10 protein-coding genes are annotated in these 16,082 nt (G+C 71.3%); all 10 read right to left on the bottom strand.

The annotated features are described in order from the left end of the window. On the bottom strand, positions 1-3,101 hold a 3,101-nt coding region (gene metH, locus ACZ56U_RS39750), incomplete at its 3' end, for a methionine synthase (RefSeq protein WP_469088821.1). Continuing rightward, on the bottom strand, positions 3,098-4,081 hold the full coding sequence (locus ACZ56U_RS39745) for a carbohydrate kinase family protein (RefSeq protein ID WP_469088820.1): 984 nt from the start codon (positions 4,079-4,081) through the stop codon (positions 3,098-3,100). The genes ACZ56U_RS39745 and metH, both read right to left, overlap by 4 nt. An 87-nt stretch (positions 4,082-4,168) precedes the next feature. After that, on the bottom strand, positions 4,169-5,377 hold the full coding sequence (gene metK, locus ACZ56U_RS39740) for a methionine adenosyltransferase (protein WP_469088819.1): 1,209 nt from the start codon (positions 5,375-5,377) through the stop codon (positions 4,169-4,171). Positions 5,378-5,660: 283 nt separating this feature from the next. Then, a complete protein-coding gene (locus tag ACZ56U_RS39735) occupies positions 5,661-9,023 on the bottom strand; it encodes a condensation domain-containing protein (RefSeq protein WP_469088818.1) in 3,363 nt (1,120 codons plus the stop codon). Positions 9,024-9,608: 585 nt separating this feature from the next. After that, a complete protein-coding gene (locus tag ACZ56U_RS39730) occupies positions 9,609-10,574 on the bottom strand; it encodes an aromatase/cyclase (protein ID WP_469088817.1) in 966 nt (321 codons plus the stop codon). A gap of 189 nt (positions 10,575-10,763) precedes the next feature. Further along, a complete protein-coding gene (locus ACZ56U_RS39725) occupies positions 10,764-11,513 on the bottom strand; it encodes a thioesterase II family protein (RefSeq protein WP_469088816.1) in 750 nt (249 codons plus the stop codon). Positions 11,514-11,993: 480 nt separating this feature from the next. Next, positions 11,994-12,815 (bottom strand): AfsR/SARP family transcriptional regulator, encoded by an 822-nt coding sequence (locus tag ACZ56U_RS39720; RefSeq protein WP_469088815.1) that lies wholly within the window; start codon positions 12,813-12,815, stop codon positions 11,994-11,996. A gap of 357 nt (positions 12,816-13,172) precedes the next feature. Continuing rightward, positions 13,173-14,015 carry an AfsR/SARP family transcriptional regulator gene (locus ACZ56U_RS39715; protein ID WP_469088814.1) on the bottom strand — a complete coding sequence of 281 codons (843 nt, stop codon included), beginning with the start codon at positions 14,013-14,015 and terminating at the stop codon, positions 13,173-13,175. A 290-nt stretch (positions 14,016-14,305) separates the two neighbouring features. Beyond that, a complete protein-coding gene (locus ACZ56U_RS39710; protein ID WP_469088813.1) occupies positions 14,306-14,968 on the bottom strand; it encodes a ScbR family autoregulator-binding transcription factor in 663 nt (220 codons plus the stop codon). Between the two features lie 73 nt (positions 14,969-15,041). Further along, on the bottom strand, positions 15,042-16,082 hold a 1,041-nt coding region (locus tag ACZ56U_RS39705), incomplete at its 5' end, for an acyl-CoA carboxylase subunit beta (RefSeq protein WP_469088812.1).

Genomic DNA, 16,082 nt, shown 5'->3' with positions numbered 1-16,082 from the left:
TGGAGGCCGACGACGTCGGTCTCCCCCGACTCCTCCGGGCGGAAGAAGTCCGCCAGGCACAGCCGGCGGCCACGGCGCTGGCGCGGGAAGGTGAACCGGGTCAGTTCGGAGCCGTTCTCGTCGAGCAGGATCAGGTCCTCGCCCTTGGAGACACAGCGGAAGTAGCCGTGGACGACGGCCGCCTCCAGCAGGTTCTCCGTCTGGAGCCGGTCGAGCCAGCCGCGCAGCCGGGGCCGCCCCTCGGTCTCCACGAGCTCCTCGTAGGTGGGCCCCTCGCCCTTGCGGGTCTGCTTGAGACCCCACTGCCCCTTGAACAGGGCGCCCTCGTCGAGCCAGGACGCGTACTCCTTGAGCTGGATGCCCTTGACGACCCGGGTCCCCCAGAACGGCGGCGTGGGCACGGGGTTGTCGACGGCGACGTCGGAGCGGCCCTGTTCGGGGCTCTCCGTGACGACGGCGGCCGCGGTCGCGGTGCTCTTGACCCGGCGCTGCTTCAGCTCCGGCAGCTTGGCCCCCGGCACGCCCCGCTTGACCGCGATGAGCGCGTCCATCAGGCGCAGGCCCTCGAAGGCGTCGCGGGCGTAGCGGACCTCGCCCTCGTAGATCTCGTGCAGATCCTGCTCGACGTAGGCGCGGGTGAGGGCGGCGCCGCCCAGGATCACGGGGTAATCGGCCGCGAGACCACGGGAGTTGAGCTCCTCCAGGTTCTCCTTCATGATCACCGTGGACTTCACCAGCAGCCCCGACATCCCGATCACGTCGGCCTTGTGCTCCACGGCCGCTTCGAGGATGGCCGAGACCGGCTGCTTGATGCCGAGGTTGACGACGGTGTAGCCGTTGTTGGACAGGATGATGTCGACCAGGTTCTTGCCGATGTCATGCACGTCCCCGCGCACGGTGGCCAGCACGATCGTGCCCTTGCCCTCGTCGTCCGTCTTCTCCATGTGCGGCTCCAGATAGGCCACCGCGGTCTTCATGACCTCGGCGGACTGGAGCACGAACGGCAACTGCATCTGCCCCGAACCGAACAGCTCACCGACGACCTTCATGCCCTCAAGGAGGGTGTCGTTGACGATGTCCAGCGCCGGCCGCTCCTGGAGGGCCGCCTCCAGGTCCTGGTCGAGCCCGTTCTTCTCGCCGTCGATGATCCGGCGCTTGAGGCGCTCCTCCAGCGGCAGCGCGGCCAGTTCCTCGGCCTTGCCCGCCTTCAGCGACTTCGCCGTGGCGCCCTCGAACAGCGCCATCAGCTTCTGCAACGGGTCATAGCCCTCGGCACGCCGGTCATAGATCAGGTCGAGGGCGGTCTGGACCTCTTCCTCGCTGAACCGGGCGATCGGCAGGATCTTCGAGGCGTGCACGATCGCCGAGTCCAGACCCGCCTTCACGCACTCGTCCAGGAACACCGAGTTCAGCAGCATCCGCGCGGCCGGGTTCAACCCGAAGGAGATGTTCGACAACCCCAGGGTCGTCTGCACCTCAGGGTGGCGCCGCTTCAGCTCGCGGATGGCCTCGATGGTCGCGATGCCGTCCTTGCGGGACTCCTCCTGACCGGTGCAGATGGTGAAGGTCAGGGTGTCGATGAGGATGTCCGACTCGTGGATGCCCCAGTTCCCCGTCAGGTCGGCGATCAGCCGCTCGGCGATCTCGACCTTCTTCTCCGGGGTCCGCGCCTGCCCCTCCTCGTCGATGGTCAGCGCGATCAGCGCGGCGCCGTGCTCCTGGGCGAGCTTGGTGACCTTCGCGAACCGGGACTCGGGGCCGTCGCCGTCCTCGTAGTTGACCGAGTTGATGACCGCACGGCCGCCGAGCTTCTCCAGCCCCGCCCGGATCACCTCCACCTCGGTGGAGTCCAGCACGATCGGCAGGGTGGACGCCGTCGCGAACCGACCGGCCAGCTCCTCCATGTCCGCCACACCGTCACGGCCGACGTAGTCCACGCACAGGTCGAGCATGTGCGCGCCCTCGCGGATCTGCTCCCGGGCCATCTCCACACAGTCGTCCCAGCGGGCCTCCAGCATCGCCTCGCGGAACTTCTTCGACCCGTTGGCGTTCGTCCGCTCACCGATCGCCATGTACGACGTGTCCTGCCGGAACGGCACCGTCTGATAGAGCGAGGCCGCCCCCGGCTCCGGACGCGGATCGCGTGCCGTCGGGGCCAGACCACGCACCCGCTCGACGACCTGCCGCAGATGCTCCGGCGTCGTACCGCAGCAGCCGCCGACCAAGGAGAGGCCGTACTCGCGGACGAAGTTCTCCTGCGCGTCCGCCAACTCCGCTGCGCTCAACGGGTAGTGGGCACCGTTTTTGCCCAGGACCGGCAGGCCGGCGTTGGGCATGCAGGACAGCTGGATGCGGGAGTGCCGGGCCAGATAGCGCAGGTGCTCGCTCATCTCCGCCGGACCGGTCGCGCAGTTCAGGCCGATCATGTCGATGCCCAGCGGCTCCAGCGCCGTCAGCGCGGCACCGATCTCGGAGCCCAGCAGCATCGTGCCGGTCGTCTCCACCGTCACCGACACGATGAGCGGCACGTCCAGGCCCAGGGCGTCGAGGGCGCGGCGGGCGCCGAGGACACCGGCCTTGGTCTGGAGGAGGTCCTGGGTGGTCTCGACGAGGAGCGCGTCGGCGCCGCCCGCGACCAGGCCCTCGGCGTTCTGCTGGTAGGCGTCGCGCAGGGTGGTGTAGGGGGCGTGGCCCAGGGTGGGGAGTTTGGTGCCGGGGCCCATCGAGCCGAGGACCCAGCGTTGGCGGCCGTCACGGGCGGTGTACTCGTCGGCGGTCTCGCGGGCCACGCGGGCGCCGGCCTCGGACAGTTCGTGGACGCGCTCGGGGATGTCGTACTCGCCGAGGGCGGCGTGGTTGGCGCCGAAGGTGTTGGTCTCCACGCAGTCGACGCCCGCGTCGAAGTACTCGGCGTGCACCGCGCGCACGATGTCGGGGCGGGTGACGTTGAGGATCTCGTTGCAGCCCTCCAGCTGCTCGAAGTCCTCAAGCGTGGGCTCCTGCGCCTGGAGCATGGTGCCCATCGCCCCGTCGGCGACCACCACACGGGTGGCGAAGGCCTCACGGAGCTCGGCGATGCGGGTGCGGTGGTCAGCGGTCATGAGCGTGCTCCGAGGACTGGCGCGAGCGGGGCGGCCGTACCGGGGCCGTAGGCTCGCTCGACGATGTCGGACAGCTGCGCCGGGTCGACCTCGTAGGACTGCGAGCCGACCGCGCCGAGGACCACGGAGGCCAGTGCGCAGCCGAGGCGGGCGGCGGGCTCCAGCGGTACGCCGTGGCTGACGGCGGCGAGGAAGCCGGCGCGGAAGGCGTCGCCGACACCGGTCGGGTCGGCGGTGGCGGTGTCGGGGATCGCGGGGACGACGAGCGGGGGCTGTCCGGCGCGTTCGATGCGTACCCCCTTCTCGCCCAGGGTGGTGACCCAGGTGCCGACGACGGCGAGGATCTCCAGGCGGCTCCAGCCGGTGCGCTCCTTCAGCAGCGCGGCCTCGTACTCGTTGGTGAACAGCCAGGCGGCGCCGTCCACGAGGTCGCGGACCTGGTCGCCGTCGAGGCGCGCGAGCTGCTGTGAGGGGTCGGCCGCGAAGGGGAGGCCGAGGGCGCGGCAGTCGGCGGTGTGGCGCAGCATGGCCGCCGGGTCGTTGGGCGAGACGAGGACCAGACCGGGGCGGTCGGGGCCGGTGACGAGGGTGCCGAGGTCGATGTCGTGGGCCTCGGTCATGGCGCCGGCGTAGAACGAGGCGATCTGGTTGGCGTCGTCGTCGGTGATGCACATGAAGCGGGCGGTCTGCTGTTCGTCGGAGACGTGCACTCCCCCGGTGTCGACGCCGTGCTCCTTCAGCCACACCTCGTACTCGGCGAAGTCCGTGCCGACCGCCCCGACCAGGAGCGGCGAGAGGTCGAAGCCGCCGAGCCCGTAGGCGATGTTGGCGGCGACGCCGCCCCGGCGCACCTCGAGGCGGTCGACGAGGAAGGAGAGCGAGACGTGGGCGAGCTGTTCGGGGAGCAGTTGGTCCGTGAACCGTCCGGGGAAGACCATCAGGTGGTCGGTGGCTATGGATCCTGTCACCGCGATACGCACGGGAACTCCTTCGGTCGCTTCGGTCGCTGATCGCCGTGTCGTACGGCGTCGGCCGCGACCGTCGGGCCCGGCCGTCGGGGGTCGGGCTCAGATGCCCGCGGCTGCCTTGAGCTGCTGGGCGCGGTCGGTGCGTTCCCAGGTGAAGTCCGGCAGCTCACGGCCGAAGTGGCCGTAGGCGGCGGTCTGCGAGTAGATGGGCCGCAGGAGCTCCAGGTCGCGGATGATGGCGGCCGGGCGCAGATCGAAGACCTCGGCGATCGCCCGCTGGATCTTCTCCACCTCGACCGTGTGGGTACCGAAGGTCTCCACGAACAGGCCCACCGGCTCGGCCTTGCCGATCGCGTACGCCACCTGCACCTCGCAGCGTGAGGCGAGGCCCGCGGCGACGACGTTCTTGGCGACCCACCGCATCGCGTACGCGGCCGAACGGTCCACCTTGGACGGGTCCTTGCCGGAGAACGCACCCCCACCGTGGCGGGCCATCCCGCCGTAGGTGTCGATGATGATCTTCCGGCCGGTCAGCCCCGCATCGCCCATCGGACCACCGATCTCAAAGCGACCGGTCGGGTTGACCAGGAGGCGGTAGCCCTCCGTCTCCAGCTTGATCCCCTCATCGGCCAGCTGGGCGAGCACGTGCTCGACGACCTCGTGCCGGATGTCCGGGGTCAGCAGCGACTCCAGATCGATGTCGGCCGCGTGCTGCGAGGACACCACCACCGTGTCCAGGCGGACGGCCTTGTCACCGTCGTACTCGATGGTGACCTGCGTCTTGCCGTCCGGACGCAGATACGGAACCGTCCCGTCCTTGCGCACCTCCGTCAAACGGCGCGACAGACGGTGGGCCAGCTCGATCGGCAACGGCATCAGGTACGGCGTCTCGTCCGTGGCATACCCGAACATCAACCCCTGATCGCCCGCACCCTGCCGGTCCAGCTCGTCGTCATCACCCTCGACCCGCGTCTCGTACGCGGCATCGACACCCTGCGCGATATCCGCCGACTGCGCCCCGATCGACACCGACACACCACACGACGCACCGTCAAAACCCTTGGCCGAGGAGTCGTAACCGATCTCGAGGATGGCGTCGCGCACCAGTTGGGCGATCGGCGCGTAGGCGGTGGTGGTGACCTCACCGGCGATGTGTACCTGGCCGGTGGTGATCAGCGTCTCGACCGCCACGCGCGAGGTGGGGTCCTGGCGCAGCAGCGCGTCGAGGATGGTGTCGCTGATCCGGTCGGCGATCTTGTCGGGATGACCCTCGGTGACGGACTCCGAGGTGAACAGACGACGGGACATGGCTCTCCTGATGGCTGCGGCCCAAAGCACGAAGGGGGTCAGAGACCGGGCGAGGTCACCCGGGATACACAGCCCAAGATGTACGACGTCGAACGAGGAGCACTCGAAGAGCGGCGGAACCCAAGCGGAGAGAACCGGTCCGACGGCGGTGCGGTCGTCCCGCCGTGCTACGGCGGTGGCTCGTCCCGCCCTGGACACGGTCGTGCGCCGTCCGCCGTGATACGCCGATGCCGTGGGCGCCCCGACCCGACCTGACCCGACCTGGCCGGGGCGCCCGGTCCTCTCAGCCGTCCGGTGCGGCGGTGGCGGCCTTCAGAGCCCGGGTGAGTTCGTCGGCCCGTTCCTCCTCGTCCGCGCTCGCGCCGGCCAGCACCACGCGGGGTGGCCGTCCGCCGTCCGCGGCGATCCGCCGGGCGAGGTCGCAGGCCAGGGCGCCGGCCCCGGAGAAGCCGCCGAGCAGCAGGGACCGGCCCGCCAGGTGCGCGGCCAGGGCGGCCCGGGCCCGGTCGGCGTCGCCGGTGAGCACCAGCAGTTCCTCCGCGCCCGTGTAGGTGCGCGCCAGCAGGTCGTAGCAGGTCGCGGGTGCGCCCGGCGGCGGCACCAGGCAGATGGTGTCCGCCTGCTCCCGCTCCGCCGCCCGCAGGGTGAGCAGCGGACCGTCCGCGTCCGCCCCGGGGGCCTCGGCCATCCGCGGCACGGCCCTGCCCTCCAGCAGCTTCACGGCGTCCGCCACGGTGGTGGACTCGCCTGCCCACAGGGGGAGTTCGCGCAGCAGCAGGGCGCTCTGCATCAGCAGTTCGGTCGCCGCTTCCTCGTCGAGCACGTCACGGTCGTACACCCCCGTCAGGACCAGGCCGCCGGTGCTGTCGTGGTGGGCGAGCAGCCCGATGGGCAGCACCGAGCGGGCGGGTACGGTGCCCGCGAAGTCGGCCCTGATGCCCTGTGCGGCGAGTTCGCTCTCCAGCCCCTCCACCGGGTGCGGCGGGTCCTCGAAGACGATGAGGGTGGCGGCCGGGTCGGTGCCCGCGCCGCCCCGCCCCGGAGACCGGACCCAGTCGGCGGGCACCCATTCGTAGGCAGCCATGTCCAGGGCGTTGTCCCGCAGTCGGCGCATCAGCTCGGGCAGGGTGCCCGCCGGGTCCACCTCGACGGACATCGGCAGCGAGTTGCGCAGCGGGCCCAGCATCCGGGCCGCGCCGTCGAGCGGTATGCCACGCCCGGGTACGGTCACCGCGAAGCAGACCGGGGCGGGTCCGGTGGCGCCGGAGGCACGGTGGATGAGCATCGCCCAGACCGCCTGGAGCACGCTGCTCTCGCCGATGCCCCACATGCCGGCCCACCGGGCGAGGCGGATGGTTTCCGCGGAGTCCAGACGCAGCCGGGACCGGCCGACCCCGGTCAGCCCGGTGGCCCCGCCGGGCCGGGCGGGCCGGGACGCCGCGTCGGCCGGTGGCGTCGAGCGCGCCCAGAGTCCTCGTACCGGTTCCAGGTCCTGGGCCGCGATCCAGGCGGTGTAGTCGCGCAGGTCGGGCCGGCGCTCGCCGCCGGGCAGGGAGCCGCCCGCGAGATAGGCCCGGTGGAACTCGCGCAGCATGATGTGCGCGCTCCAGGTGTCCAGCAGCGCCCGGTGGTAGGTGAGCACGATCCGGGTGGGTGCGGCGGCGTCCTCCAGCGGGCTGCCCTCCGAACCCAGCAGGGTCAGGCGCAGGGGTCCGGGGCAGCGCAGGTCGAAGCCGCGCAGCCGGTCGCGCTCGAGCAGCTCGGACAGGTCCTCGTCGCCCTGGCGGACCCGGACGGTGATCTCGGGTGCGACCCGGCCGTGCACGATGAGCTGCGGTTCGGGGCCGCCGGTGAAGGCGGTGCGCAGCACGGTCTCGCAGTCGAAGACCGACTGCCAGGCGGAGGTGAAGCGTTCGACGTCGAGCGGGCCGTGCCAGGCCCACACCAGCTGCTCGACGTGCCGCCCGGTGCCGGGTCGTGCCGCGCCGTCCGTGTACAGCGCCAGCTGCTGGGGGGTGGCCCGGAAGAGGGACGGGATCGGGGCGTCGGCCGCGTCGGCCAGTTCCACGATCGTCTCGCGCAGCAGGTCCGTGAGGGCGGCCACGGAGGTGTCGGTGATGCCCTGGGCGGGGTCGGGCAGCCAGTCCACGCCGAGGCGCAGCCTGCCGCCGGTGAGCTGGACGCGGGCCTCCAGCCGGTGCTCGGGCCGGCCCGGTGCGCTGCCGGGCACGGGGCGGGCGGAGTCGGGCAGCACCTCGTCCGGGCCGTGCAGGATGAGGCAGGCCGGGGCGGGCGGCAGGGCGAGCAGGGTGTCGCGCAGCAGCGGGTCGGGGCTCCACTCCCGGCAGGCCCCGAATCCGGCGCCGCCCTCCGCCTGCCCGGCAGCGGCCGCCAACTGGCCTGCCAGTGCGGCGAGTTGTCCGAGGGAGTCGAGTCCGGGGTCGAGGGTCAGATGCACCGGGTGGGCGTCGGTGAGGCGGCCCACATGACGCCGTAGCCCCGGACGGCCCCGCCGGGGGTCGCTGCGTACGTCGAAACTGATCTCGTCGGCGAGCTGCCAGCGGGCCAGGGCCACGGCGAACGCGCCGGTCAGTACCTGCCCGGCGGTCAGCGCGAGGCGGTGGGCCAGGCTCTGGGTGAGCCGCTCGGTCAGTTCCTCGTCCAGGGTGAACCCGAGGTGCCGTTCGTGGCCGGGGCCGCTTTCCCAGGTCGCCGCCGGGGCGGTGTCGGGCCCGTCGCCGGACCCGGTCACCGCGGCGGAGCGGCGGGCGCTGAGCGCGCGGGTCCTGCGGTCGGCGACCTGGGACCAGTGCCGGACCTCGTCGGGGTCGCGGGCCAGCTCGCGCAGTTCGCCGACCCAGTCGGCCAGTCCGTCCGGGGTGCGCCGCGGTCGTACGGCGACGGTGGTCAGGCCGAGGGCGGCCGTCAGGTCGTCCAGGAGGATCCGCCAGGACGCGGCGTCCACGGCCATCTGGTGGACGACCACCGCGAGCCGGTCGGCGCGCGGTCCGGTCGCGCGCCGGTCCCGGGCGAGCAGCGCCCGCATCTGGACGCCGCGGCGCGTGTCGAGGGTGCGGCCGATCGAGGCGACGGCCGCGGCGAAACCGGCCTCGTCGGTGAACTCGCCTTCCGTCAGGGGGACCTGGGCGTCCCCGGCCGGGGCCTGGCCGAGCAGCCGGCCGCCCGTCGCATCCAGCCGGGAGCGCAGCTGGGGGTGGGCGGCCACGACGGCGCGCAGCGCCTGACGGACCGTGTCCGCCTCCAGCGGGACGGCCGGTTCGAGACAGACCGCCTCGTAGCGCAGCCGTAGCGGGCGGGTCAGGACCGTGCTCTGGGCGGGGACGAGCGGACGGTCGGCCAGCGGCGGCTCGGTGAGCAGGTCGGCGATACGGCCCACCACAGAGGCCGCGATCGCGCCGTCCCGCTGGATGAAGCGCAGCGTGTGATGGTCGGGGCCGTGCCGCAGCAGCCGGTGCTGCCAGCCGGGCCGGCCCGGGTCACCGCTGGCGAGTTCGCCCAGGACGTCTTCCAGCACGGCGGGGTCGAGCGGTCCGCGCAGTTCGAGGTCCCACGGGGCCGTGTGCGGAGGGGGCCCGGGGTCGACGATCACGGAGATCGCCGCGTGGGAGGAGCGGGAAACAGTCATGCGTGTCCGGGGACGTGCGGTCGGATGAGACCGGCGCGGTCCCCTCCCTCCTCTCCTCTGTAGGCGCTGGGTGAGCTACGACGTCCGGCCCTCGTGGGGACCGTGCCCCACGGCCGGTGGCCGACGTGCCGAGGGCGGCCCCGACGGCGTGCCGGACGGTTCTCGTCCGCTGGCGCCGTACAGGGCCGTGGCGAAGACAGGGGAGCGCCCGGGGGCGCGCGGCCGGTGGTGTGGACGGGCCGCGCGCGTGCCCGGCGAAGCCGGGACGGCCAGGCCGCAAGCGGTGGCCGTCCCGTGGGTGACGGGGCGCAGGGCGCAGGGGGGCGTTGCCACGCCGCCTCGCTTCCATGACGCCTCCTGGTCAGCAGGTATCCACAACCCTCCGACTCAGCAAGCTAGTGGCAGTACCGGGCCCTCGTCCGTTTTTCCAAGCAGGTGTGCAGCGGTATCCAAGTGCGACAGGGGTCATCCATGAGCGGTGCGCGGGGACGGTCGCGGGGCCTGTCCGTGCGCGGCGCGCCGGGCGGCCGGGGGCGTTCGTGCGCGCCGCTCGTGGATGGCCCTCGGCCTTGCCCGGTGCCGCCGTCACAGCATGCGTACGGCGCTCTCCGCGTGCTGCTTGGCGTGGGCGAGCAGCACCCGGCTGTTGCGGCCGATCGTCTCGCGCACCCGTCGGCGGGCGTGGTGCAGGGTCGCGTCCGCGCCGAGTTCGGCGGCGATGTCCTCCTCGCGCAGCACGACGGTGTGCAGCGCGACGACGCTCACGCCGTGCTCGTCGGGGACGACGGACCATTCGCCGGTGTGTGCCTGGACCAGGGCGGGCGTGGTGATCTGCTTGTGGATGATGCGCTCGGCGTGCGGGAAGCAGATCCGCACCGAGTCCGTGGTGTGGGTGCCGTACTCGGTCAGGGTCTCCATGGTCATGCGCTGCACCCCGGGCTCGTCCTCGGTGAGGTCGACCCGGCTGACGTGCGGCACCATGTCCGGCCAGTCCCCGGCGCGGTAGAGGAAGTCGTAGACCAGTTCGGCCGGGCCGTTGACGTGGACCGACTCCTCGAAGGTCAGGATGAGTTCGTCCAGGCGGGTCCACCGCTCGGCGATCGCCTTCAGGCCGGCGAGCTGGCTGCGGCTGTGCCCGGCGGCGGCCCGCTCGGCCCAGGCCCGGTCGGCGGGCTGGTCGTCGACGACGCTGAAGTCGTACGCCAGCTCCAGCTCACAGGCATCGGGGCCGTTGGGCGTGACGTTCACGATGCCGCTCAGCGCGCTCAGGGGTGGTGCGGGCAGTTCCTGCCGGAACTCCACGCGGCGCTTCACCGGGTCCAGGCGCCGCCATGACGTCCATGACTTCAGCTCGCCGTCCAGGAAACACCACGTCCGCAGCCGCTCCCGCTCGCCGTCGAACTCCAGGCGTTCCACATGAACGCTCGGGGAGAAATAGAGCGGCCAGTTCACCGCGTCGGCGAAAAGGGCGTACACCACACCGGCGGATGCGGACACATGAACCTTGTGCGTCGTCTTCTCGGTCGTCTTCTCCGCGAGCTCAACAGACATCTGAACACCTCTCCTACATTGCGCCGACGAGTACGCGAACAGAATTCAGACGGCCGGATGAAAACCGCTGAAGGACGGGCGGAAAGCAGATCGAATGGCGCTGGTCCCATCAGCCGTCAACTGCCGCGTCGCGCAAGGATTCAGGGGCCTGCGGGCAGTTTTCGTGCCCGCGCCGGGTGGCCGGGGGGTTCAGCCGACGGGCACGCTCTCGCGGGCGAGGCGGCGGGTGACGCGGCAGGCTCTGCCGAGCAGTGCGGGCAGTTCACGGCCGCGGGTGAAGAAGTGGTGGCCGGGGACGGTACGCAGCCAGGTGGGCCCCTCGGTCCACTGCCGCCAGCCCTCGGCGATGGTGGGCGGCGCCAGCGGGTTCTCCTGCGAGGCGACCACGAGCAGGGGCGTGGTGAGCGGACCCGCGAAGGAGGGCTTGCGGGCGGCCTCCTCCAGGGCCTGGGCGAGTTCGAGGTCGGCGCGGAGCACCGGCAGCATGGCGCGCAGCCAGATCCCCTCGTCGCTCGCGGCCGGCACCGCGCCCTTGCCGCCCAGGACGTGCAGCAGTTCGGCGTCGGTCACGCCGCGGGGGTCCGGCAGGTCCGAGGGGGTGTCGGGCGGCGGGCAGGCGCCGACCGCGAGGAGGGCCGGGCCGGGCAGACCCGCCTCGTGCAGGGCGCGGGTCACGGTGAAGGCGACCATGGCCCCGAGGCCGTGCCCGTAGAGGACGTACGGGGCGGGGTGCGGGTCCGTGAACAGGGGCAGCACATCGGCGAGGAGCGCCTCATGGGATGTCACCCGGGGTTCGGAGCGCCGCCGTTCGCCGCCCGGCAGGCGGACCGGGAGGACCTCGACACCGTCTCCGGTGCTCGCGGCCCAGTGCTCGAAGACCGACAGGCCTCCCTCGGAGTGCGCGAAGCAGTGCAGGCGCACCGACTGTCCGTCCGACATGGCCGTCCTCCTCTCCCTTGGCCCCTGGACACACGGGGGTGGGGTTCGAGAATCGCGGGACGACCTCAAAGACCGCTTGAGGCCGGGCGGAAGCCGGCTTCCGCCCGCTCGTCCGCACGGCCGAGCGGTGTGATCATGGAGAAGACCTCCCCTGTGGTGTGTTCAGGAGAGGTCCACTGTGTACGGAGGTCTTCGCACCCTGGCGGCCCTGGCCGGCCGGACATGGACGCGTGCGGGGCGGTTGCCGCCCGGAAGACGGGTGGCGTGCGGGGCGGCTGCCGTCCGGCCGGGCCCGCACGCCCGCCGGCACCGGGCAACCGCCCCTGTTCAGGGCGGCCGGACGGACGCCGGGCCGGCGCTGTTCCCCCGGCCGCCCGGCCCGCGGCCGCCACGTCCCACGTACCGCCCCGAGGCCACGTCCACCTGTTCATGGCTGTTGACGACCTCTGAGTACGACTCGAGCCCCCGCTCCGGCCGGCCTCAGGCGGCGTAGAGATCGAAGGTCGAGCTGCGCCGGGCGCCGGCGGTGACGTCCAGCTGCGGGTCGACGGACAGCATGGCCTGATGCAGTCGCTGCACCTGCGGTGAGGGCTCCACGCCCAGCTCCTCGATGAGCCGGATGCGCAGCTTGCGGTAGACGGCGAGGGCCGACGCCTGCCGTCCCGACCGGTACAGCGCCACCATGGCCTGCGAGTGCAGTCCCTCGTGCTGCGGGTAACGCGCCGTCAGTTCGGCCAGCTCCGCGATGAGTTCGGAGTGCCTGCCGAGCCGCAGGTCGGCGTCGATGCGCCGCTCCACGGTACCGAGCCGGCTCTCCTCCAGCCGCATGACCTCGATGCCGAGGATGGGCCCGACCCGGACGTCGACCAGTGCGGGGCCGCGCCACAGCTCCAGCGCCTTGCGGAAACATTTTGCCGACGTCTCGTCGTCCCCGGTCTCGAACGCCGAGCGCCCTTCGGTGACCATGCGCTCGTACTCGTGCACGTCCACGCTCTCGGGCGGTATCTGGAGCAGGTAACCGCCGTGCCGGGTGGCCAGTACCTCCTTGGCGGCGCCGGGGGCGTCAGGTCCCATGGCCGTGCCCAGGCGCCGGCGCAGCTGCAGGATGTAGGTCTGCAAGGTGGTCAGCGCGCTCTGCGGCGGTTCGGTCCCCCAGATTTCCTCCATGAGCATGGGGACAGGCATCACCCGTCCGGGGTAGAGAGCCAGCAGGGAAAGAATCTGCCGCGGCTTACCGGCCGTCGGGACAATCGACCCCCCGTTGACCTCGGCACTCAACGGACCCAGAACTTGTATCTTCACTGCTTTCCTCCGTACCTCGTCGAGTTCCTCTCGTGGCTGAATTCCATCACCGGCAGCACACTAGCCGGATTCGCGCCACACCCGACTTTCCTCAACCGGAGCTTGAGGGCGTTTCAACTGAAGTCCGCAGTCCGGAAATTGATCGACTCGAGGGCAGGTGAACGACGACTGGAAGAAAGGAGATCCGCACTGTCACGGGAGGTTTCAGCCGGTTGGTCTTTCATTGAATTCCGCTGGACAGAAACCGAAGCGCGGAATGTCCGGTACCGCTTACCGGGCCCGGACATGCCGCTTCCCAAGGCGGCGGCGCGGCGGAGAACCGCCTGCGCACCAGCCCTGGGAAAGGGGGGCGGCCACTCAACTGGTGGGAACGAGACGGTCCTTGGTGGTCTTCGGGGCCGCCGTGGTGGTCTCGGGGTTGGCGGTCAGGATGGACCGCTGAAGGCGGCGCAGCCCGGCCGACGGCTCCAGACCGAGGTCCCGGACGAGCGTGGCGCGCAGCCGCTGGTAGACCTCCAGCGCCTCGCCGCGCCGCCCGGAGCGGTACAGCGCCAGCATGAACTGGCCATGCAGGCTCTCGTGCGTGCGGTAGCGGTTCACCAGGACGGTGAGTTCGGCCAGAAGTTCACGGTGCCGGCCCAGCCGCAGATCGGCCTCGATGCGCTGGTCCAGCGCGCACAGCCGGCTCTCCTCCAGACGCTTGATCTCCATGTCCAGCTGCGTCCCGGCCTGAACGTCGGCGAAGGCGGTCCCGGACCACAGGGCCAGTGCCTCGCGCAACTGCCGTGCGGCGCCGGGGAAGTCACCGGCGTCCATGGCCCGGTACCCCACACCCGCGAGCCGCTCGAAGGCGCGTACGTCGCTCTCGCCGCCACCGCTGGCCAGCAGGTAGCCGCTGGGCATCGTCACCAGCACGTCCTTGGCGGTGCGCCGCCCGCTCTCGCCCTCCATGCCCTGCTCGTCCTTCTCCAGGGCCACGGCGATGAGTTCGCGCAGCTGCAGGACGTAGGTCTGAAGGGTGGTGCGGGCGCTGCGCGGCGGTGTGGTGCCCCACAGCTCCTCGATCAGTGCGGAGACGGGCACCACGCGGTCGGCGTGCAGTGCCAGCAGCGCCAGCACCTGACGCGGCTTGGGCGCCGTCGGCGTGATGGAGACTCCGTTCTCCTGTACGGCCAGTGCGCCGAGTACCTCGATGTCCACGCGATCTCCCCTGTCTTGTGCCCGAGTGCTCCGGTCGGTCCGCGGCCGTCTGCAGATGCCAGCCCGGCGCCACAAGAAGAGTAAAAACAGCACGCGCGGTCTGTCAATATCAAACCGCACATCCTGTATTTTCTTAGCGGTTACGTAGCACCTCCATCGCTCTGACCAGGGATTATGTTGATCCTCTAGCGAAAACCAAGGCGCCCTGGAGACGATCTCCAGGGCGCCGTTGGGCAACGTAGACGAAGAACGCTAGCTAAACAGACCATGCAGTCTGCTTGAGCAGGGCTTCAGCGCGCGGGCCGCTCCGACGCCGCGGAGGAGGAGACGGCGGCCTGCGTCCGCGAGCCGGAGCTCACCAGCCGGCCCAGGTGGTGCCGGCCGGCGAGCCGCGGCAGCAGCACGTCCCAGAAGCGGGTGAGGTTCTGCCGCGACAGCCAGGAGGTGTCGTCGCCGCCCAGGACCTCCAGGCCCACGGTGGCGGCGACGATGACACGGGCGCTGTCCGCCCAGGACACCCCCTCCGCCAGGGCGCCGTTCCGCTCGGCCCGGCGCAGGCTGTCCTCGACCCAGTGCTGCCACTGCGCGCGCAGGGTGGACTGCCCCCTGCGCGTGCTGTCGCCCGAGAGCCCGAAACCGCCGCGGACCACGGTGTCCTGGGCGAGGCTGCGCATCAGCTCGTGCGTGGCGTCCACCACCGCCTGGAGCGAGTCGCCCTGCCAGGCCCGCGCCGTCTCGGTGATCCGGTGCACGACCCGCGCGGCCTCCGCCTCGACCGCGTCGGCGAGCATGGCCTTGTTGGCGAAGTGGAAGTGCAGCGCGCCGTTGCTGACCCCGGCCCGTTTGCTGATGGTGCTCAGCGAGGCCGTGACGAAGCCCTCCTCCGCGAACACCTCGGCCGCGGCGTGGATCAGTGCCTGCCGGGTGCGGGCGGCGCGCTCCTGTTTGACCATGTGCTGTCTCCTGAGAACAGGGACGTCGAAGGCCGGCACCGCACCGACATCCCCAGTCCCTCGGAACGTACTGCTACTGCGGTGGGTTGCCGTGTTTGCGCGACGGCAGGTCGGCGTGCTTCCTGCGGAGCATGGCCAGGGAGCGGATGAGGACCTCGCGGGTGCGGGCCGGGTCGATCACGTCGTCCACCAGGCCGCGTTCCGCCGCGTAGTACGGGTGCATGAGCTCGGCCTTGTACTCCTTGACCATCTTCTGCCGCATGGCCTCGGGGTCCTCGGCCTCGGCGATCTGACGTCGGAAGATGACGTTGGCGGCGCCTTCCGCGCCCATCACGGCGATCTCGTTCGTCGGCCACGCGTAGGTGAGGTCCGCGCCGATGGACTGGGAGTCCATGACGATGTAGGCGCCGCCGTACGCCTTGCGCAGGACCAGCGAGACCCGCGGCACGGTCGCGTTGCAGTAGGCGTAGAGAAGCTTCGCGCCGTGCCGGATGATGCCGCCGTGCTCCTGGTCGACGCCGGGCAGGAACCCGGGGACGTCCAGGAAGGTCATGATCGGGATGTTGAAGGCGTCGCACATCTGCACGAACCGCGCGGCCTTCTCGCTGGCCGCGATGTCCAGGACGCCGGCCAGGGTCTGGGGCTGGTTGGCGACGAACCCGACGGTCTGTCCGTCCAGTCGGCCCAGCGCGCAGATGATGTTCCGCGCCCACCCCTCGTGGACCTCCAGGTACTCGCCGTCGTCGACGACCTCCTCGATCACCTTGGCCATGTCGTACGGCCGGTTGCCGTCGGCGGGCACCAGGTCCAGGAGCGCGTCCGAGCGGCGGTCGATGTAGTCGTCGCCGCGCACCCTCGGCGGTGCCTCCCGGTTGTTCTGCGGGAGCAGTGACAGCAGGTAGCGCACCTCCGCGATGCACGTCTCCTCGTCGTCGTACGCGAAGTGGGCCACCCCCGAGGTCTCGGCGTGCACGTCCGCGCCGCCCAGGCCGTTCTGGGAGATCTCCTCACCCGTCACGGCCTTGACCACGTCCGGGCCGGTGATGAACATCTGGGAGGTCTCGCGGACCATGAAGACGAAGTCGGTCAGGGCGGGGCTGTAGGCCGCGCCGCC

The sequence above is a fragment of the Streptomyces sp. NPDC034103 genome, from assembly GCF_055575395.1.
This window is presented reverse-complemented; position numbering and strand designations above follow the sequence as displayed.